Raw genomic sequence first — 18446 nt, 5'->3', positions numbered from 1 at the left:
GTTCTGGCCCCGTCGTCTAGTGGCCCAGGACGCCGCCCTCTCAAGGCGGTAGCGCCGGTTCGAATCCGGTCGGGGCTACATTGTGCACAGCCCGTCTCACCTGGTGAGGCGGGCTGTTTCGTTGTCTGCTCCGGTGCCACGGGGGCTCGCACCCGGTGATTGTGCCAACGGGCGGTGCCGCTAGACTACATCCGTGCCGCCCGCGAGGGCGGTGAACAGAAAGTTCTGGCCCCGTCGTCTAGTGGCCCAGGACGCCGCCCTCTCAAGGCGGTAGCGCCGGTTCGAATCCGGTCGGGGCTACAACCAAAGGCTCGTCTCGCTTCGCGAGACGAGCCTTCTCCCTTCTCCCTTCTCCCTTCTCCCTTCTCCCTTCCCCCACCCCTTCTGCTCGCGGTGATCAAGAGGTTTGCGTCAGCAGCCTCGGCGTGTCATGACGCAAACCTCTTGATCACCGCGGAGGGGTGGGGGGAGGGGTGCGGGGGTGGGGGTGGGGGTTAGAGGCCGGAGAGGCGTTGGCCTGCTCTTACTACTGCCATTGCGTGGCGTTCGCCGGGGCGGCGGCCCAGGCGCTCTATCGGGCCGGAGATGCTCACTGAGGCGATCACGCGGCCGGTGCGGTCGCGGATCGGCGCGGAGACGCTCGCCACACCGGCCTCCCGCTCGGCGACGCTCTGCGCCCAGCCGCGGCGGCGTACCTCGGCGAGGGTGCGGCCAGTGAACTTGCTGCGCGGCAGCAGCGGCATCACCGCCTCCGGCGGCTCCCAGGCGAGCAGGATCTGGGCTGCGGAGCCTGCGGTCATCGGCAGCACCGAACCGACCGGAACGGTGTCCCGCAGGCCGCTGGCGCGCTCTGCCGCCGCCACGCAGATCCGTTCGTCGGCACGGCGCAGGTAGAGCTGTGCGCTCTCACCGGTGGCGTCGCGCAGCGCGGCCAGCAACGGCTCGGCGGCGGTCAGCAGAACGTCCGGTGCGGCGTTGGCCAGCTCACCCAGACGGGGGCCGGGGCGCCACCTTCCCTGTGTGTCCCGCACCAGCATCCGGTGTATCTCCAGTGCCTGTGCCAGCCGATGTGCAGTGGCTCGGGGCAGCTTGGTGCGATCAACGAGTTCGGCCAGGCTGGCGCCGTCGACACAGGCGGCCAGGATGACCACCGCCTTGTCGAGAACGCCGACACCGCTCATACTGTGTCCCACAAGCCGAAACTTACCTCCCAAACTTTAGGATGTCCAGATGGTGGGAGTCACTCCTGAGCCGAGGACCCTGGCCGAAAAGGTCTGGGACGCGCACGTCGTACGGTCCGCTGATGGTGAACCGGACCTGCTCTTCATCGACCTGCACCTGCTGCACGAGGTGACCAGCCCGCAGGCTTTCGACGGGCTGCGGCTCGCCGGGCGCCCGGTGCGTCGTACCGACCTGACCCTCGCGACCGAGGACCACAACACCCCGACCGGGTACGCCGACCCGGCGTTCCGCCTTCGCCGTGGTGACCTGCTCACCATCGCGGACCCGACGTCGCGTACGCAGATCGAGACGCTGCGCCGCAACTGCGCCGAGTTCGGGGTGCGGCTGCACCCGCTCGGCGACGACAACCAGGGCATCGTGCACGTGATCGGCCCGCAGCTCGGCCTCACCCAGCCGGGCATGACGATCGTCTGCGGCGACTCGCACACCGCCACCCACGGCGCGTTCGGTGCGCTCGCCTTCGGCATCGGCACCAGCGAGGTGGAGCACGTACTGGCCACCCAGACGCTGCCGCAGAGCCGGCCCAAGACGATGGCCGTGAACGTCACCGGGAAACTGGCCCCCGGCGTCACCGCCAAGGACCTGGTGCTCGCGCTGATCACCCAGGTCGGCACCGGCGGGGGTCGCGGGCACATCGTCGAGTACCGCGGCGAGGCGATCCAGGCCCTCTCCATGGAGGGGCGGATGACGATCGCCAACATGTCCATCGAGTGGGGTGCCAAGGCCGGCATGATCGCGCCGGACGAGACCACCTTCGCGTACCTCAAGGGTCGACCGAACGCGCCGCAGGGCGCGGACTGGGACGCGGCGCTGGCCTGGTGGCGGACGCTGCCCACCGACGAGGGCGCGCGCTTCGACGCCGAGGTGACCCTGGACGCGAGCCGGATCACCCCGTTCGTCACCTGGGGCACCAACCCCGGTCAGGGTGCGCCGCTGAGCGCCCCCGTGCCGGACCCGGAGGACTTCGTCACCGACTCGGAGCGCAGCGCCGCCCGCCGCGCTCTGGAATACATGGACCTACGTCCCGGCACCCCGTTGCGGGACCTGCCCATCGACGTGGTCTTCGTGGGTTCCTGCACCAACGGCCGGCTGGAGGATCTGCGGGCCGCCGCCGACGTGCTGCGCGGCCACCAGGTCGCCGAGGGCGTCCGGATGCTCGTGGTGCCCGGTTCCGCCGCCGTGCGGGAGGCCGCCGAGGCTGAAGGGCTGGACAAGGTCTTCGCGGATGCGGGGGCCGAGTGGCGGTTCGCCGGCTGCTCCATGTGTCTCGGGATGAACCCCGACACGCTGAAGCCGGGCGAGCGTTCCGCCTCCACCTCGAACCGCAACTTCGAGGGCCGTCAGGGCCGGGGTGGGCGTACCCACCTGGTCTCCCCGCCGGTCGCCGCCGCCACCGCCGTGGTCGGCCGGCTGGCCGCCCCCGCCGATCTGTAGAAGGGACTCCAGGAGATGGACAAGTTCACCACCCACACCGGCACCGCCGTGCCGCTGCGTCGGTCCAACGTGGACACCGATCAGATCATCCCGGCCGTGTACCTCAAGCGGGTGACCCGGACGGGCTTCGCTGACGGGCTGTTCAGCGCCTGGCGGGAAGATCCAACATTCGTGCTCAACGATGACACCTATTCGGGGGCGTCGATCCTCCTCGCCGGCCCGGAGTTCGGCACCGGCTCCTCCCGGGAGCACGCCGTCTGGGCACTACGGGACTGGGGCTTCCGCGCTGTGGTGGCGCCGCGCTTCGGCGACATCTTCCGCGGCAACGCACTCAAGGAAGGTCTGTTGCCGGTCGAGTTGGAATTGAAAGCTGTCGAAGAGCTGTGGGATCTGGTCGAGCAGGATCCGACCACGCCGGTGACCGTCGACCTGACCGCCCGCCAGCTCCGCGCCGGGGATGCCACCTGGTCGTTCCCGCTCGACGACTTCAGCCGCTGGAGGCTGCTGGAGGGCCTCGACGACATTGGACTCACCCTCCGGCACGCCGCTGACATCGACTCCTACGAGGCCCAGCGACTGCCGTTCCTGCCCTCCGTGGCATAGCCGTACGCGTGCCCGCACAGCGGATTTCACCCCCATCGGTCCAACCGGTGGGGGTGAATCCGTTACGACACAAGGGCTTTTTTCCACCGAATGTTTGTGTAGCGGCAGCACAGGGCATACGGTGCGCGCAGAATGGCTCGCGACGAGTCAGTTGCACAATCGGGAGGAAGTCGTGAACAAGGCCGAGCTCATCGAGGCGCTCGCCGTTCGCCTGGGGGACCGGAAGACGGCGACGAACGCCCTCGAGGCGGTCCTCACCGAGGTCCAGGCGGCGGTCACCAAGGGCGAGAAGGTGGCGATCACCGGATTCGGAGCATTCGAAAAGCGTGTGCGTGGCGCGCGAACAGCGCGCAACCCGCGTACCGGCGAGGCGGTGAAGGTCAAGAAAACATCAGTCCCGACCTTCCGCCCCGGCGCCGGGTTCAAGGAAATGGTGGCCAGCGGCAAGGTGCCGAAGGCCACGGTGGCGACGAAGAAGACCGCCACCGCCACCGCCACGGCCAAGGCGGCGGGCACCAAGGCTGCGGGCACCAAGGCGGCGGGCACCAAGGCGACCGGCACCAAGGCCGCCGGCACCAAGGCCGCGGGCACCAAGGCAACCGCGGCCAAGGCGGCCAGCAAGACGACCGCCCCGGCCAAGGCAAGCAAGACCACCACGGCGACCAAGACGGCCGCCAGTAAGAAGACCGCCCCGGCCAAGGCGAGCAAGAGCACCACGGCGACCAAGACGGCCGCCAGCAAGAAGACCACCACCGCGGCGAAGAAGACCACCGCGGCGACCAAGTCGACCGCGGCGAAGAAGACCACCGCGGCGGCGAGCAAGAGCACGGCGGCCAAGAAGGCGCCGGCGAAGAAGGCTCCAGCCAAGAAGGCGGCCAGCAAGCGCTGACCAACCCTCTGCGAAAGGGCGTCCACCCGTGGGTGGACGCCCTTTCCGTGTACGGGGACCGTCGACCCGGCCGCCGCAGCGGTGGGGCCGAGCGTACGGGCCGGTGGCGCTGCTGGCCGGCGCGGTGCTGTTCGCCCTCAACCGGGGTGACCTGCTCCTCCCGGCCATCCTGCTCGCCGCCGTGGGCCTTGGCGCCTGCCTTGCTCAGTCGCGGAGATCGGTGGCAGCTCAGCAGGGCGGTGCTCGGCGTGTCGAATCGCTCAGCTGCCAACGATCAAGGATGCGAGTCGCGATGCCGGCGGGACTGCGACTTGATGCCGGCTCTACAGGCGGTCGGCGGCCAGCAGCCGGTCGCCGGTGAAGGCGAGCAACCAACCGCCACCCTTGGGAGTGGTGAAGTCCTCGTCGGTGCGGCCGGTCAACCGCTCCAGGGCGCCCGGCAGCACCTTTCCCTGGCTGCACACCGCCACCTGCCCACCGCCGCTGGCCAGCTCCAACAGTCGGGCGGCGGTTGCCAGAATCTGCTCGTCACCCTGCTGGCCGGGCTGCGGCTCGTCCAGGTCGCCGCAGATTTCGATCGGCAGGTCGAGCAGCGCGGCGGTCGGGTCCAGTGTCTGCACGCAGCGGCGCGGTGACGCCGACACCAGCCGGGCCGGCCGGATCAGGGCGAGGAGGCCGGCCAACGCGGTCGCCTGGGCCCAACCCTCGGCGTCCAGTGGGCGGCCGACGTCCGGGCCGGACCAGGTGGCCCGCTTACCGGCGTGGGCGTGCCGGACCAGCGCGACCGTCGCGGTCACCGACGGCAGTGCGGCGAACGCCGCCAGCACCTCGGCGTCATGGGGGTAGCTGACCAACCGGATGGCGTCGTCCACCGGGAGCCAGCGCAGGTCGTCCACCTCGGTGTCGGGTTGGAAACCGCCGCTTGCCACCGCGAGCATCGACCAGTAGTCGACAAGCTTGGCCTGCCCCTCGCTGCGGTAGCGCACCGACGGCAACCGGACCTGCGGTACGCCCCGTACGTCGGCCTCCTCGGCCACTTCACGGACCGCTGCGGCCAGCGCATGCTCGCCCGGCTCCAGCTTGCCCTTCGGCAGCGTCCAGTCGCCGTAGCGGGGGCGGTGCACCACGCAGACGCGTACGCCGTCGGCGGTCGGCCGCCAGGCCACCCCGCCAGCCGCCCGGATGCCGGTCACGGCAGCCAACTGGTCCGCCGCCGCCGGGTGGCCCGGTGCCAGGCAGCCGGGAAGAGATCCCGCATCCGCCGCACCGAACCGCGTTCGCGCTCGGCCAGCCGCCCGGCGGTGACCGCCAGCTCGTGGTCGTCCGGCCGCTCGGCGGCGATCTCCAGCCAGGTGTCCGCTGCCACGGCCGCATCCTGGTGCTCGCCGAGCACGTCCTGCACACCGGCGAGGGCGCGGGAAAGCCGACGTGCACCCTTGCTGACGGTCGGTGCCACGGCATTCACCGCGTACCGGGCCTGTTTGCCCTCCTTGCGCACGGCGTGCCAGCGGGTGTCCGGCGACTGCGCGTCGAGCCCGTCGACGCCTTCCGGCCCGGTCAGCCGCCTCCACGGCCGGGCCACCAGCGCCGGCAGCGCCTCCGCTGCGGGGGCAGCCGACCCGCGGGTGAGCCGGGGCGCGCGGGCGGCCAGCACCAGGCTGTCCACCAGGGCCAGGTAGCGGGTGGAGCGCAGCGCCTCGTCGACGGCGGCGAGTGCCTGCCGTTGCCGTACGGCGAGCACCTCGTCCAGCCGGTCCACCGCGCCCTGGTCGAGCGGGCTGAGTGGGTCGGCGCTCGCGGTCTTGCGCAGCCGTTTGCGCAGCACCTCGGCGTCGCGGGCCGCGCCGAGGACACCGGCCAGCCAACGCAGCTCGTCGCGCAGCGGACGGGACCAGGTCTTGCGGATCAGCGGTTTGAAGGTGCGCAGATCACTGCGCAGGCGTCGGCAGGCAACCCGCATCTGATGCACGGCGGTGTCGCCACCGGCCGCCGGGGCGCGCAGCCGGACCAGCGGGTCGTGCGCCAGCAGCCGGCGGATCTCCTTACGGATCGCCTCGGTCACCACGTCGCCGGCGCTCGGTTCGGCGGCCAGCCCTGCCGGCGCGACCAGGTCTGGATCGGCCTGCGCCGTCGCGCCCAGCGCCCGTACGTGCTTCGGGGTGAACGAGCCGCCCTCGGCGCCAGCCTCGCGCAGCGCAGCGCCAACCCGGTCGAGCAGCTTCCGGTCGCCGGCCTTGAGCTCCACCTCCAGCTCGCGGAACGTGCCAGTGGTGGCACCGGCGTCGTCGAGCACGGTCACCCGGTCGTCCACCACCTCGGCGAGCACCGTGCCAGCCTTGTCACACACCTCGTACGCGCGCCGGACCGTCCGCACCACCGTCACCGGAGCCAGTGGTGCCCCACGGTGCAAAACGGTGACCAACTCCACCAGGTCCGGCGGTGGCTGGCCCACCGGCCCGGGGCGGGAGACCTCGTGCCGGACACCCGGCGTCCCGGTCGGCAGCTTCACCGTCCAGGGCAACTCGTCGCCCTGGCGATGGCGCAGCGAGGCACCGGCGCGGGCCAGCCGGAGGTCGACCGTGTCGAGGTAACGGGCGACAAGTGTCACCGGTGGCAGCGCCCGGACCTGGCCCCCGGCCGGGGACGTGGCGGTCAGGTCCGGTAGCACGTAAGCGCCGTCCACCTCGTACTTCTGCTCCTCCTCGACCATCGGTTCAGCCTATGCGCTGATCGGTCAACTGGCCGTGCCACCGACGCGGTGCAGCAGCAGTTCCTGCAGATGCACCCGGGCGGCGTCGTCACTGCCGGTGCGCCTTGTCCAGGTGCCGTCGCCGGCCAACTCGAACGCGTCCACGTCGGAGCTCATCGCGGCGGTCAGGACGTGGTCCAGCTCGGCGCGGGCGATCGGGTCGGTCACCTGCACCAGCGCCTCCACCCGGCGGTCGAGGTTGCGGTGCATCAGGTCGGCGGAGCCCATCCAGAACTCGGCTTCGCCGTTGTTGCCGAACCGGAAAACCCGCGAGTGTTCCAGGAAACGACCGAGGATCGAGCGGACGCGGATGTTCTCCGACAACCCCGGCACCCCCGGGCGCAGCGTGCACATGCCCCGGATGAGCAGGTCGACGTGCACGCCGGCCTGGGAGGCCCGGTACAGCGCGTCGGTCACCCCCTCGTCGACCAGCGAGTTGACCTTGAACTGGACCAGGCCAGGCATGCCCAGTCGGACGTGGGAGATCTCCCGCTCGATCCGCTCGATGAGGCCGCTGCGGATGCCCTGCGGGGCCACCAGCAACCGCCGGAACGCGGTCTGCCGGCTGTACCCGGTGAGCACGTTGAACAGGTCGGTGAGGTCGGCGCCGATCTCCGGGTCGGCGGTGAGCATGCCGAAGTCCTCGTACAGCCGGGCGGTCTTCGGGTGGTAGTTGCCGGTGCCGATGTGGCAGTAGCGGCGGATCTGGTTGCCCTCCTGGCGGACCACCAGCGCGGTCTTGCAGTGCGTCTTCAGGCCGACCAGGCCGTACACCACGTGGCAGCCGGCGCGTTCCAACGTGCGGGCCCAGCCGATGTTGGCCACCTCGTCGAAACGGGCCTTCACCTCCACCAGCACCACCACCTGCTTGCCGGCGGCGGCCGCGTCCACCAACGCGTCGACGATCGGGGAGTCGCCGCTGGTCCGGTAGAGGGTCTGCTTGATGGCCAGCACGTTGGGGTCGGCGGCGGCCTGCTCGATGAAGCGCTGCACGCTCGTCGCGAACGAGTGGTACGGGTGGTGAACCAGGATGTCCCCGTCGCGCAGGGTCGAGAAGACACTGCGCGGCACCTCGCCCTCGGCGAGCCGGGGGTGGGTGGACGGCACGAACGGCGGGTCCTTGAGGTCCGGCCGGTCGGCCTCACCGTAGACCTGCCACAACGCGGAGAGGTCCAGCAGCCCGGGCACCCGCAGCACGTCCTGGTCGTTCATGTCCAGCTCGCGAACGAGCAACTCCAGCATGTGGTCGGAGATGGACGCGGCCGCCTCCAGACGGACCGGTGGGCCGAACCGCCGCCGCGCCAGCTCCCGCTCCAGCGCCTGGAGCAGATCCTCGTCGCGGTCCTCGTCGACCTCCACCTCGGCGTTGCGGGTGACCCGGAACAGGTGGCACTCGACCACCTGCATGCCGCTGAACAACTGGCCCAGGTGCACCGAGATCAAATCCTCGACCGGCAGCATCCGTACGCCCGGCTGGTCCCGGTCCACACGGACGAAGCGGGGGACGTTGTTGGGCACCTTCACCCGGGCGAACAGCTCAGAGCCGCCATCGGGGTCGCGAACCGCCACCGCCAGGTTCAACGACCGCCCCGAGATGTACGGGAACGGGTGCGCCGGGTCCACGGCGAGCGGGGTGAGCACCGGGAAGATGTGCTCCCGGAAGTAGGTGCGCAGCCGTTCCCGCTCGGGGTCGCCCAACTCAGCCCAGCGAAGTATGCGGATGCCCTCGTCGGCCAGCTTGGGCAGCACGTCGTCGACGAAGCAGGCGGCGTGCCGGGCACCCAGCTCAGCGGTCCGCTCGGCGATCAGCGCCAACTGGGTACGCAGGGGCAGCCGGTCCCCGCCGCGCACCGGTAGGCCGGCGGAGAGCCGCCGCTTCAGCCCGGCGATCCGCACCATGTAGAACTCGTCGAGGTTGCTGGCGAAGATCGCCAGGAACTTGGCCCGTTCCAGCAGCGGGGTGCGTTGATCCTCGGCCAGGGTGAGCACCCGAGCGTTGAAGTCGAGCCAGGAGAGCTCCCGGTTGAGGAAACGGTCCTCCGGCAGCGGCGGGGCCGCCGGCGGTTCGTCGTCCTCGTCCTCCTTCTCGGCGTTTGTCGGTAGGTCGCTCGGCAGGACCTGATGGACGTCACCGGTGGTCGGGCCGTTCGTCTCCTCGGCAGCTGTCGGCCCGGGGTCGAGGACCTCGTCCAGCCCGGTGGAGGCGGCACCGGGGTCGTCGGCCAGGGTGTCGGCGCGGGCGGCACCGGCACGTTCTGCGCGGGACGGGCGGAAGCGGCCGTCGGTGCCGCGTACGCGGGAGCCGTTGCGGAGGTCGGTGGCGGGCGGGTGGGCCGGTTGCTCGCGAGGGGTGCTCACCCGCTCATAATCACCCGATTACGGTAAACGCAAAATGAACTTGGGCTCGCTGGCTCAGATCATCGTCGGCAATGTCACCCGGACGACCTCGCCGTCGGGATCGGTGTCGATGTGAACCCGCTGACCGAGCCGGAGCAGCCGCAGCCCGGAGGCATCGAAGGCTCGGGCGGGGAAGCGCATCTCGGTGCCGTCGTCGAGCAGCAGGAGACCGCTGCGTGTCGCCGCGTCGTAGCTGGCCACCGTGCCCTGCATGCAGGCACCGTACACCCGCGGGTCAGACCGCAGAGCGGGCCGGGCTAATCACCCCGCGGCGCGGGCCGGGCGGGTGGCGGCGACGAGTTCGGCGGTGCGCGGCCCCAGCCCGAGCCGGGTGGCTGCGATCAGGTCCGCGGCGGTGTCCACGTCCCGGCGCAGGCTGGGCCAGTCGCCGCTCAGCGGCAGCGCCCCGCTGGCCGCGTGCGCGACCGCCGAGCCCACCCCGAAGCGAGGGTCCAGGGGTACGCCAGGAGGGGCGGTGAGCAGCGTCGTGCCGCTGCCGGGTGCGTCGGGTACGAAACGGCGTACCGCAGGTCGGCCGTTCTCTGCCGCGAGCAGCGTGCCGGCCAGTTCGGCCGTGAGCAGCGCGCCGGCCAGCTCTGCCGCGAGCAGCGCGCCGGCCAGTTCTGCCGCGAGCAGCGCGTCGGCCAGTTCGGCCGGGCGCAGCGCCGGCAGATCCGCGGTGAGCGCGGCCACCCATTCCGCGGCGGCCCCGGCGGCACCGTGCCGGAACGCGGCGTTCAGGCCGGCGTCCGGCCCGTCGGGCAGCACCCGCGCGCCGGCGGCCCGCGCCGTCGCCGCCACCCGGGTGTCGTCGGTCACCACCAGGGCCTCGGCGACCGCCGGACAGGCCAGCACCGCGCGGAGCGTGTCGGCCGCCAGGGCCAGCGCCAGTTCCTCGTGCGGTACGCCGGGCAGCGCGCCCCGCAGCCGACTCTTGGCCGCTGCCAGATGCTTCACCGGCACCAACACGGTCCATCTCGGCTGACTCACGCCCGCCATCCTGCCAGCCGGACGTGGGGACCCTCGCTGGCCGTACCGGGGGCGAGCAGGCATGATTTCCGCTGCGGGTGTCGTGGGCGGGTTCCGCGGCGGGGTTCGGGCACGACGAGGAGGCACAGTGGCACGGCGGAGGCTGGGGTTCTGGCAACGGTTCTCCGTGGGGCTGGTGAAGCCCGTGATGGCCGTGTGGACCCGGCGCACCTGGCGTGGCCAGGAGCACCTCCGACGCGACGGCGGCATGATCATCGTGGCGAACCACATCTCGCACGCCGACCCCCTGGTCTCCGCGCACTTCATCCACGATGCCGGGCGGTGGCCGCAGTACCTGGGCAAGGCCAGCCTGTTCCGGGTGCCGGTGGTCGGCTGGCTCCTGCGTCAGTGCCGGCAGATCCCGGTCGAGCGGGGCACCATCGACGCGGTCCGGTCGCTGGATTCGCTGGTCGCCGCGCTCAATGAGGGTGGCGCCGTGGTGATCTACCCAGAGGGCACCACCACCCGAGAGCCGGACCTGTGGCCGATGAAGGCCAAGACCGGTGCCGCCCGGCTGGCCCTGGCCACTGGCGCCCCCGTCGTACCGCTGGTGATGTGGGGGCCGGAGCGGCTCTTCGACCCACGGACCAGCCGCGTCAACCTGCGCCCCCGGATCCCGGTGACCGTTGTCGCCGGCGAGCCGATCGACCTGAGCCGGTGGGCGGACGCCCAGCCGACCCGGGCCACCCTCGAAGAGATGACGGACACAATCATGGTGCGGCTGCGGGACATGCTCGCTGAGATCCGTGGCGGCACCCCGCCGCCGCTGTGGGTGCGAAATGCCCGGTCCTCGACCACCGGACGCGAGCAGCAGGGTGACGCGGCATGAGTGGCCACGTCGCGGTGCTCGGTGCCGGTTCCTGGGGCACCGCGTTCGCCAAGATCCTCGCGGACGCGGGGCGGGATGTGACGGTGTGGGCCCGTCGTGCGCCGGTCGCCGAGAGCATCCGGGCCGAACGCCGCAACCCGGAGTACCTGCCCGGCGTGCTGTTGCCGGCCCGTGTCACCGCCACTGCGGACGCAGCCGAGGCAATCACCGGCGCCGAGGTGGTGGTGCTGGCCGTGCCGTCGCAGACCCTGCGCGGCAACCTCGCCGAATGGGCCGGTTACCTGCACCCGGACTCGACCCTGGTGTCGCTGATGAAGGGCATCGAACTCGGCACCACCAAACGGATGAGCGAGGTCATCGTGGAGACCGCCGGGGTCGCCGCGGACCGGGTGGTCGTCGTGTCCGGGCCGAACCTGGCCCCGGAGATCGCCGCTGAGCAGCCCGCCGCGACCGTGGTCGCCGGGACCAACAGCCACCGCACCGTGCTCGTGCAGGCGTCGATCCGGACGCCCTACCTGCGCCCGTACACAAATGACGACGTGATCGGCTGTGAGCTGGGCGGGGCGGTCAAGAACGTGATCGCCCTCTCGTACGGCATCGCCACCGCGATGGGTTTCGGCGACAACACCCGGGCCATGCTGATGACCCGAGGGCTGGCCGAGACGGCCCGGCTGGGCGTGGCGCTCGGCGCGGACCCGATCACCTTCGCCGGCCTCGCGGGCATGGGCGACCTGGTCGCCTCCTGCTCGTCCCCGCTGGCCCGCAACCGCACCTTCGGAGAGCATCTGGGCCGGGGTGAAACGCTGGAGCAGGCCCAGGCCGCCACCCGGCAGACCGCCGAGGGCGTGAAGAGCTGCCTGGCGATCCGCGACCTGTCCCGGGCGCACGGCGTGGAGATGCCGATCACCGAGCACGTCGAGCGGATCTGCCATGAGGGGATGGACCCGCGCCTCGCCGTGGAGGCCCTGATGAGCCGAACCGCCAAACCCGAGTCGTACGAGTGAGGATCTGATGAACGAGTGGGGAGACGGCACCCGGTCCGTACGCGCTGGCCTGCCCGAGCCGGCACCGGGGGACCCGTTCCTGCCCGGGCCAGTCTTCGCCGCGCCGTACCACCTCGACCCGTGGCAGGGCCCTGCCACGTCGCCGAACGGTTACGGCCGCCCCGACAACCCGACCCGACGGTTGCTGGAGGCGGCTGTGGGCGAGTTGGAAGGCGGTGACTGCCGGGTCTTCGCCACCGGTCAGGCGGCCATCACCGGCCTGCTGCTCACCCTGCTGCGCCCGGGGGACACCGTGGTGCTGCCCGCCGACGGATACTTCCCGGTCCGGGCGTTCGCCACCGACGTGTTGGAGGCGATCGGCGTCCGGGTGCTCTTCGTGCCGACCGTCGGGCCGTACCCGTCGTTCCAGGGTGTCCGGCTGGTGCTGGTGGAGACGCCGGCCAACCCGGGCCTGGACGTGGTCGACGTGGCGGCCCTGGCCGAGCAGGCGCACGCCGCCGGCGCGCTACTCGCGGTGGACAACACCACCGCCACCCCGCTCGGTCAGCGTCCGTTGGACCTCGGTGCCGACCTGGTGGTCGCCTCCGGCACCAAGGCGCTCACCGGCCACTCCGACCTGCTGCTGGGCTACCTGGCCAGCCGGTCCACCGAGCTGATCGAGGCGGTGACGACCTGGCGTACCACCACCGGGGCGGTCCCGGGCGCATTCGACGCCTGGCTGGCACACCGGTCGCTGGCCACCCTCGACCTGCGCCTGGCTCGGCAGAGCGCGAACGCCGCCGCCGTCGCCGAACTGCTCGCCGACCGGCCGGACGTGACCGGCCTGCGCTGGCCCGGGCGGCCGGAGGACCCGGCGTACCCGGTGGCCTCGGCGCAGATGCGCCGGATGCCCGGGGTGCTCTCGTTCGACCTGGGCGACGCCGACCGGGTGGGTCGATTCATCGACGCCGCCCGGCTGGTGGCGGCGGCGACCTCCTTCGGTGGCCTGCACACCACGGCGGACCGGCGGGCGCAGTGGGGTGACGACACGGCTCCCGGCTTCGTCCGGCTGTCCTGCGGTGTGGAGGACACCAGTGACCTGGTGGCCGACATCGCTGCCGCGCTCGCCGCCGCCGGAGGGGCCTGAGTTATCGTGTCGGCGGCCCAGATCGGTGGGCCCCCGACCGTGAGGAGGTGAGTCCGATCCGCCAGCCAGTAGGACCGGCGCTTCCTCCCAGGTCCACGTCGCGATAGCGGCCCTCGGGAGCGCCGGACGTTTCCCCGGAGGTTCCCATGGCAGCACCATTTTCCACCGACCGGTCCGCACTCGTGGGGCGGCTGCGCGCCGCCGGCTGCGTCTACGCCGAGGACGAGGCGGACCTCCTGCTGGCCGCCGCCCCCGACGATCCGGCGACGTTGGCCGATCTGACCGAGCGTCGAGTAGCCGGCGAGCCACTGGAGTATCTGCTCGGCTGGGCGGAGTTCTGCGGCCTGCGGATCGCCGTCGACGCGGGCGTGTTCGTGCCGCGCGGTCGGACGGCCCTGCTGGTCGAGGCGGCGGCCGCGCTGACCGGCCCGGCTCCGGCCGTGGTGGACCTCTGCTGCGGGTCCGGGGCCACCACGGTCGCGCTGGCGCACCGCCTCATGCCCCGCTGGCTGGCCGCCGCCGACATCGACCCCGCGGCCGTGGCGTGCGCCCGCCGCAACCTCACCGGGCTGGCCGCCGAGGTGTTCGAGGGTGACCTGTTCGCGCCACTGCCCGTGCAGTGGCGGGGTCGGCTGGACCTGGTGGTCGCCAACGCCCCGTACGTGCCGACCGACGCGATGGCGATGATGCCGCCGGAGGCGCGGCTGCACGAGGCCCCGGTGGCGCTCGACGGCGGACCGGACGGGCTCTCCGTGCTGCGCCGGGTGGGTGTCGACGCGGCTCACTGGCTGGCCCCCGGTGGACACCTGGTGGTCGAGGCCGGGACCACGCAGGTGGAGGCGCTCTGCGCCGCGTTCAAGGCGGCCGGCCTGGTGCCGAGCGTGCAACACAACGAGGACCTAGACGCCACAGCAGTAACAGCCCACCGCCCCTAACCCCGCCCCTAACCCCGCCCCGCCCCCGCCCCGCCCGGCCCCCGCCCCGCCCCCGTCCGGCGATCTTGCAGTTTCGGTCGTCGAGATGAGCCGAACACCCCTTTTGTCGGGACAGTAACTGCAAGATCGCGGGCAGGGCCGGCTGGTGGGGTGGCCGGGCGTGGCGGGGGAGAGGGGTTGGCACTAGCCTCGGCTCACACTTACGACGGCGGGAGGCGGTTTCGGTGGGCAGCGCAGGGGTGCCGGTGGTCGTCGGGCTGGACAACGGCGGCACCAGCAACAACGCCACCGTGCTGACGGTGGACGGCCGCTTCCTGGTGGACGGGCTGTTGGAGATCCCCAGCGAGGTGCGGGCCGGGCCGGAGGCGGCGATCGAGGCGCTGGCCCGGGCGTTGGACGGTGCCCTGGCCCAGACTGGCGTGCCGCGCGAGCTGGTCCGGGCGGTGGGGCTCGACACTCCCGGCCCGGCCAGCGCCGACGGCATCATCTCGTCGCGGGGCTCCACCAACTTTTCCCAGCCGGCCTGGCGCGGCTTCGACGTGCGGGGTGCGCTGGAACGACGGCTCGGCCTGCCGGTGATCTACCACAACGACGGCAACGCGGCTGCGCTCTACGCCCACCACGTGCACTTCGGTGCCGACGCGATGAACCGCTCGTCGGTCTCCGCGATCGTCGGCACCGGCCTCGGCGGCGGTGTGGTCGAGAGCGGCCGGGTGATCGCCGGTGCGTCCGGGATGGCGGGGGAGCTTGGCCACGTGCACATCCCGCTGAGCGGGCTGCTCGGCCCGGGGCAAGCGGAACCCACCTGCGCCTGCGGCTTCACCGGGGACGTCGAGAGCGTCGCCTCGCTGACCGGGATCGAGCGCAACCTGCTGCCGTACTGGCTGACCCGGTATCCCGACCACCCGCTCGCCGCCGAGCCGTTGGGCCGGGCGGCCAAGTTGGTCCGGGGGTACGGCGAGCGGGGGGATGCCCTCGCCCGGGACCTCTTCACCCAGCAGGCGATGGCGCTGGGCCGGCTGTTCACCGTGGCGGCGAACTTCACCGACCCGCACGCGTACTTCGTCGGCGGTGGGGTGGTGGAGGCGGCACCGGAGTTCCGCGACTGGTTCCTGGAGACGGTCCGCGAGCACACCGTGCTTCGCGAGGAGCAGGCGGCGGTGGCCACCTTCGCGCTGGTGCCGGACCGGGACATGGCCGGTGCCCGTGGTGTGGCAATCGCCGCGCTGGAGGCGCTACGCGCCGTCCCGGAGCCCCGTCCACTGGTCGCCTGAGCCTCACCGGGCCGCCGCGCGTCGTGGTCAGCTGCGCGGCGGCCCGGTGGTGCACCCGGTCAGGTCAGCGAGGCGGCTGCCCTGGCCGGTGGTGGGGTGGTGCCTGGGCGAAGGTGGCCCAGGCGGCCGGTGGGAACAGCAGGGCCGGACCGGACGGGTCCTTGGAATCGCGGACGGCCACCAGCCGCGGGATCGCGGCCACCTCCACGCAGGCGCCCTCGTCGCCGCTGCGGCTGCTCTTTCGCCATGCCGCCGTGGCCAGGGCCGCTGTGATTGTCGGTGTCATCGGTCCTACCGTCCCTTCAGGACTGTCAAGAGCATTTCGCGGCTGTCGGCCGGGCTGAGGGCCACGCTGCGGAGATGCTCCATGATCTTGGTGCAGGTACGCGTCTCGCCGGCCCGGTCGAGGATCATCTGACCGGCGACGGTCTCCACCGACGCGATGATCGGGTCCTCCGGGTCGGCGAACTCGAGGATGTGCAGGGAACCCCGCGTTCCCCGGTGGTAGCCGGCGGAGAGTGGGATCACCTGAACGGTGATGTTCGGCAACTCGGCCATCTTGACCAGGTGCCGTAGTTGCCCGTCCATCACCGACTGGTCGCCGACCGGGCGCAGCAGTGCGCCCTCGTCGATGATCGCGTCGAGGATGGGCGGTTGGTCGCCGGTGAGCCGCTGTTGTCGATCGAGGCGGACCCTGACCCGCTGCTCCACCAGGTCGTCGCCGAGGGTGTGCGGACCACCGCGCATCACGCCACGGATGTAGTCGGCGGTCTGCAGTAGGCCGGGCACCACCGAGGGCTCGAAGTTGGCGATGGCGGTCGCCTCGGCCTCCAGTGCGATGAAGTCGATGGTGCGCGGATCCAGCAGGTAGGAGTACGACACCCACCAGCCCGGCTTGCGGGCGTCTTTGGCGAGTTGCACCGCAGCGGCTACCTCCTCGGCACTCACCCCGTACGACGTGAGCAGGGCACGCACGGTGGCCGGAGTGATCAGGGTCTGGGCGTTCTCGTACCGGGAGAGGGTGCTGCGGGTGCTGTTGATCTCATCCGCTGCGGTTTCCAGCGTCAGACCGGCGGCTTCCCGGTGGTGGCGCAGGGCGATGCCGAGCCGGCGGGCACGGGCTGTCTTCGGGGCCATGCATCGATGGTCGCACACATCTGCGGGAAAGGCTGCATGAGAGAACGTCGATGAGAGTTGCATTCACGGCTGTACACGTGTCAATCTGTTATGGCGTCCTCACCGCCGGTTGTCGTGGCGACGGTGGTGGTGAGTGACCGGAGGGGATGGGGCGCGCGGCGATCGGGTTTCTCCCCCGTACCCGATCGTCGCGTGCCGCCGCCATCCCGGCCTGCCGGAAGGAGACGACGACGTGCGTAACGGCCCGGAGCCCTCCGCCGTGCACCCGGTCGGTCTTCCATGACCCGCTTCCTGGTGGTGCTCACGGACGTTCGTTCCGTCGAGGGCATCGACCGCGACGAGCGGACCGCGCCGGAGCGGCGCCGGCAGGTGGTTGGCGCCAGCAGTCGGGAGGCCGCCGACCGGATCGCCGGAGCGTTCATGGCGTTGGGCATGGTCCGGGCCGGCCGGCAGCGAGTGAAGGTGATCGCAGTCGGCCGCCGGCACGCCCGCGACTGAGCAGCCGCCGGCCGCCGACCTGGGGCACCGCAACGGTGTCGTTACGCACCGTATATGCTCTGGTGACCGATTGCCGTGTCGTGCCGTGGCTCGCCGGGTATCACCTCGCCCTACCGCCACGCACAGTAAGGTCAACCGGGTGAGCGCCACCGGCGAGCACGACCAGCCGCAGTCGCGTACGAAGAGGTGACCGGAGTGACCACCCCAGGCAAAACCCGCGTGGCGATCGTCTTCGGCGGCCGCAGCCCGGAGCACGGCATCTCCTGCGTCAGCGCCGGCAGTGTGTTCGGCGCACTCGACCCGGACGAGTTCGAGGTGGTGCCCGTCGGCATCACCCGGGCCGGCCAGTGGGTGCTGACCAGCGGAGATCCCGCCCAGCTCGCGATCAACGCCCGTCAGTTGCCGGAGATCACCGCCGACTCCGGCGACGACATCGTGCTGCGCGCCGACCCTACCGGCAGCGGGCTGATGGTGCTCGACCCGACCGAGGGCCCCCGGGTCCTGGCCGACGTGGACGTGGTCTTCCCGGTGCTGCACGGTACGTACGGCGAGGACGGCACCATCCAGGGAATGTTGGAGATGGCCGGCATCCCCTACGTCGGGGCGAACGTCTTCGCCTCAGCGGCCGCCATGGACAAGGAGTTCACCAAGAAGCTCTGCGCCGTCGAGGGCATTCCGGTCGGCTCGTACGCCGTGCTGCGCAACGGGATGACACTCAGCGAGCAGGACAAGGAGCGGCTCGGCCTGCCAGTCTTCGTCAAGCCGTCCCGGGCCGGTTCATCGTTCGGCGTCAGCAAGGTCACCGACTGGGCGCAGCTGGACACCGCCGTCGCCGCCGCCCGGCAGTTCGATCCGAAGGTCATCATCGAGGCCGCGATCGTCGGCCGCGAGGTCGAGTGCGGCGTGCTGGAGGGCGAGGCCGGTGGCGCGCCCGAGGCGTCCGTCCTGGCCGAGGTGCGGCTCATCGCCGACCACGACTTCTACGACTTCGAGGCGAAGTACCTCGACGACTCCTGCGAGTACGACATCCCGGCCAACCTGCCGGACAGGGTGACCCGTCAGGTGCAGGAGTACGCGGTCCGCGCGTTCACCGCGCTGGACTGCGCCGGCCTGGCCCGGGCCGACTTCTTCGTCACCCCCGAGCTGGACGTCTACCTCAACGAGATCAACACGATGCCCGGGTTCACCCCGACGTCGATGTTCCCGCGGATGTGGGCGGCCTCCGGCCTGGAGTATCCGAAGCTGGTGAACCGGCTGATCCGTACCGCCCAGCGGCGCGGCGTCGGCCTGCACTGAGCCA

General features: G+C 71.5%; 18 protein-coding genes and 2 tRNA genes. 12 read left to right on the top strand and 8 right to left on the bottom strand.

What is annotated here, in order from left to right; genetic code table 11:
- Window positions 1-5: 5 nt before the first annotated feature.
- Window positions 6-78, top strand: a tRNA-Glu gene (locus ACLQ28_RS16130).
- Window positions 79-227: 149 nt separating this feature from the next.
- Window positions 228-300 (top strand) — tRNA-Glu (locus tag ACLQ28_RS16125).
- A gap of 194 nt (window positions 301-494) precedes the next feature.
- Here ACLQ28_RS16125 and ACLQ28_RS16120 read toward each other — a convergent pair.
- Complete coding sequence (locus ACLQ28_RS16120) at window positions 495-1181, bottom strand: IclR family transcriptional regulator (protein WP_110562481.1); 687 nt, start codon at window positions 1179-1181, stop codon at window positions 495-497.
- 49 nt (window positions 1182-1230) lie between these two features.
- Here ACLQ28_RS16120 and leuC point away from each other — a divergent pair, with 49 nt between their 5' ends.
- The 3 genes from leuC to ACLQ28_RS16105 all read left to right on the top strand — a co-directional run bounded on the left by leuC (window position 1231) and on the right by ACLQ28_RS16105 (window position 4168).
- A complete protein-coding gene (gene leuC / locus ACLQ28_RS16115; protein ID WP_425687076.1) occupies window positions 1231-2676 on the top strand; it encodes a 3-isopropylmalate dehydratase large subunit in 1446 nt (481 codons plus the stop codon).
- Between the two features lie 15 nt (window positions 2677-2691).
- Window positions 2692-3279 (top strand): 3-isopropylmalate dehydratase small subunit, encoded by a 588-nt coding sequence (gene leuD, locus ACLQ28_RS16110; protein WP_425687075.1) that lies wholly within the window; start codon window positions 2692-2694, stop codon window positions 3277-3279.
- Between the two features lie 172 nt (window positions 3280-3451).
- On the top strand, window positions 3452-4168 hold the full coding sequence (locus tag ACLQ28_RS16105; RefSeq protein ID WP_425687074.1) for an HU family DNA-binding protein: 717 nt from the start codon (window positions 3452-3454) through the stop codon (window positions 4166-4168).
- A 323-nt stretch (window positions 4169-4491) separates the two neighbouring features.
- Here ACLQ28_RS16105 and ACLQ28_RS16100 read toward each other — a convergent pair whose 3' ends face one another.
- From ACLQ28_RS16100 to ACLQ28_RS16080, 5 genes are read right to left on the bottom strand one after another with little or no spacing between them, the layout of a single operon-like run.
- Window positions 4492-5370 carry an NUDIX domain-containing protein gene (locus ACLQ28_RS16100; RefSeq protein ID WP_425687073.1) on the bottom strand — a complete coding sequence of 293 codons (879 nt, stop codon included), beginning with the start codon at window positions 5368-5370 and terminating at the stop codon, window positions 4492-4494.
- Window positions 5358-6878 (bottom strand): CHAD domain-containing protein, encoded by a 1521-nt coding sequence (locus ACLQ28_RS16095; protein WP_425687072.1) that lies wholly within the window; start codon window positions 6876-6878, stop codon window positions 5358-5360. The genes ACLQ28_RS16100 and ACLQ28_RS16095 overlap by 13 nt, the downstream gene beginning before the upstream one ends.
- Before the next feature lie 24 nt (window positions 6879-6902).
- The gene (locus tag ACLQ28_RS16090) at window positions 6903-9275 is read right to left on the bottom strand and encodes an RNA degradosome polyphosphate kinase (RefSeq protein ID WP_425687071.1); all 2373 of its coding nucleotides are present in this window, start codon (window positions 9273-9275) and stop codon (window positions 6903-6905) included.
- A 54-nt stretch (window positions 9276-9329) separates the two neighbouring features.
- Window positions 9330-9527, bottom strand: coding sequence for a cold-shock protein (locus tag ACLQ28_RS16085; protein WP_425687070.1), 198 nt, complete (start codon window positions 9525-9527; stop codon window positions 9330-9332).
- Window positions 9528-9575: 48 nt separating this feature from the next.
- Window positions 9576-10304, bottom strand: a complete 729-nt coding sequence (locus ACLQ28_RS16080; RefSeq protein WP_425687069.1) for a 2-phospho-L-lactate guanylyltransferase — start codon at window positions 10302-10304, stop codon at window positions 9576-9578.
- A 127-nt stretch (window positions 10305-10431) separates the two neighbouring features.
- Between ACLQ28_RS16080 and ACLQ28_RS16075 the strand changes: the two genes are divergently transcribed.
- The 5 genes from ACLQ28_RS16075 (at window position 10432) to ACLQ28_RS16055 (ending at window position 15511) form a co-directional block, all read left to right on the top strand.
- Complete coding sequence (locus ACLQ28_RS16075; RefSeq protein ID WP_425687068.1) at window positions 10432-11172, top strand: lysophospholipid acyltransferase family protein; 741 nt, start codon at window positions 10432-10434, stop codon at window positions 11170-11172.
- Window positions 11169-12176 carry an NAD(P)H-dependent glycerol-3-phosphate dehydrogenase gene (locus ACLQ28_RS16070; RefSeq protein WP_425687067.1) on the top strand — a complete coding sequence of 336 codons (1008 nt, stop codon included), beginning with the start codon at window positions 11169-11171 and terminating at the stop codon, window positions 12174-12176. The genes ACLQ28_RS16075 and ACLQ28_RS16070 overlap by 4 nt, the downstream gene beginning before the upstream one ends.
- Window positions 12177-12183: 7 nt before the next feature.
- Window positions 12184-13302, top strand: a complete 1119-nt coding sequence (locus ACLQ28_RS16065; protein WP_425687066.1) for a cystathionine gamma-lyase — start codon at window positions 12184-12186, stop codon at window positions 13300-13302.
- A gap of 146 nt (window positions 13303-13448) precedes the next feature.
- Window positions 13449-14237: a putative protein N(5)-glutamine methyltransferase gene (locus ACLQ28_RS16060; protein ID WP_425687065.1), complete on the top strand. Its 789-nt coding sequence runs from the start codon at window positions 13449-13451 to the stop codon at window positions 14235-14237.
- 224 nt (window positions 14238-14461) lie between these two features.
- Window positions 14462-15511, top strand: a complete 1050-nt coding sequence (locus ACLQ28_RS16055) for an ROK family protein (protein WP_425687064.1) — start codon at window positions 14462-14464, stop codon at window positions 15509-15511.
- Between the two features lie 64 nt (window positions 15512-15575).
- Here ACLQ28_RS16055 and ACLQ28_RS16050 read toward each other — a convergent pair whose 3' ends face one another.
- Together ACLQ28_RS16050 and ACLQ28_RS16045 are read right to left on the bottom strand one after the other, a co-directional pair.
- Complete coding sequence (locus tag ACLQ28_RS16050) at window positions 15576-15797, bottom strand: DUF397 domain-containing protein (protein ID WP_425687063.1); 222 nt, start codon at window positions 15795-15797, stop codon at window positions 15576-15578.
- A gap of 5 nt (window positions 15798-15802) precedes the next feature.
- Window positions 15803-16648 (bottom strand): helix-turn-helix domain-containing protein, encoded by an 846-nt coding sequence (locus ACLQ28_RS16045; RefSeq protein WP_425687062.1) that lies wholly within the window; start codon window positions 16646-16648, stop codon window positions 15803-15805.
- A gap of 279 nt (window positions 16649-16927) precedes the next feature.
- On the opposite strand from ACLQ28_RS16045, the gene ACLQ28_RS16040 reads away from it, so the two are divergent.
- Window positions 16928-17146 (top strand): hypothetical protein, encoded by a 219-nt coding sequence (locus ACLQ28_RS16040; RefSeq protein ID WP_425687061.1) that lies wholly within the window; start codon window positions 16928-16930, stop codon window positions 17144-17146.
- A 195-nt stretch (window positions 17147-17341) separates the two neighbouring features.
- On the top strand, window positions 17342-18442 hold the full coding sequence (locus ACLQ28_RS16035; RefSeq protein WP_425687060.1) for a D-alanine--D-alanine ligase family protein: 1101 nt from the start codon (window positions 17342-17344) through the stop codon (window positions 18440-18442).
- Window positions 18443-18446 lie beyond the last annotated feature (4 nt).

Source organism: Micromonospora sp. DT201 (genome assembly GCF_049841575.1).
Lineage (GTDB): Bacteria > Actinomycetota > Actinomycetes > Mycobacteriales > Micromonosporaceae > Micromonospora.
This window is presented reverse-complemented; position numbering and strand designations above follow the sequence as displayed.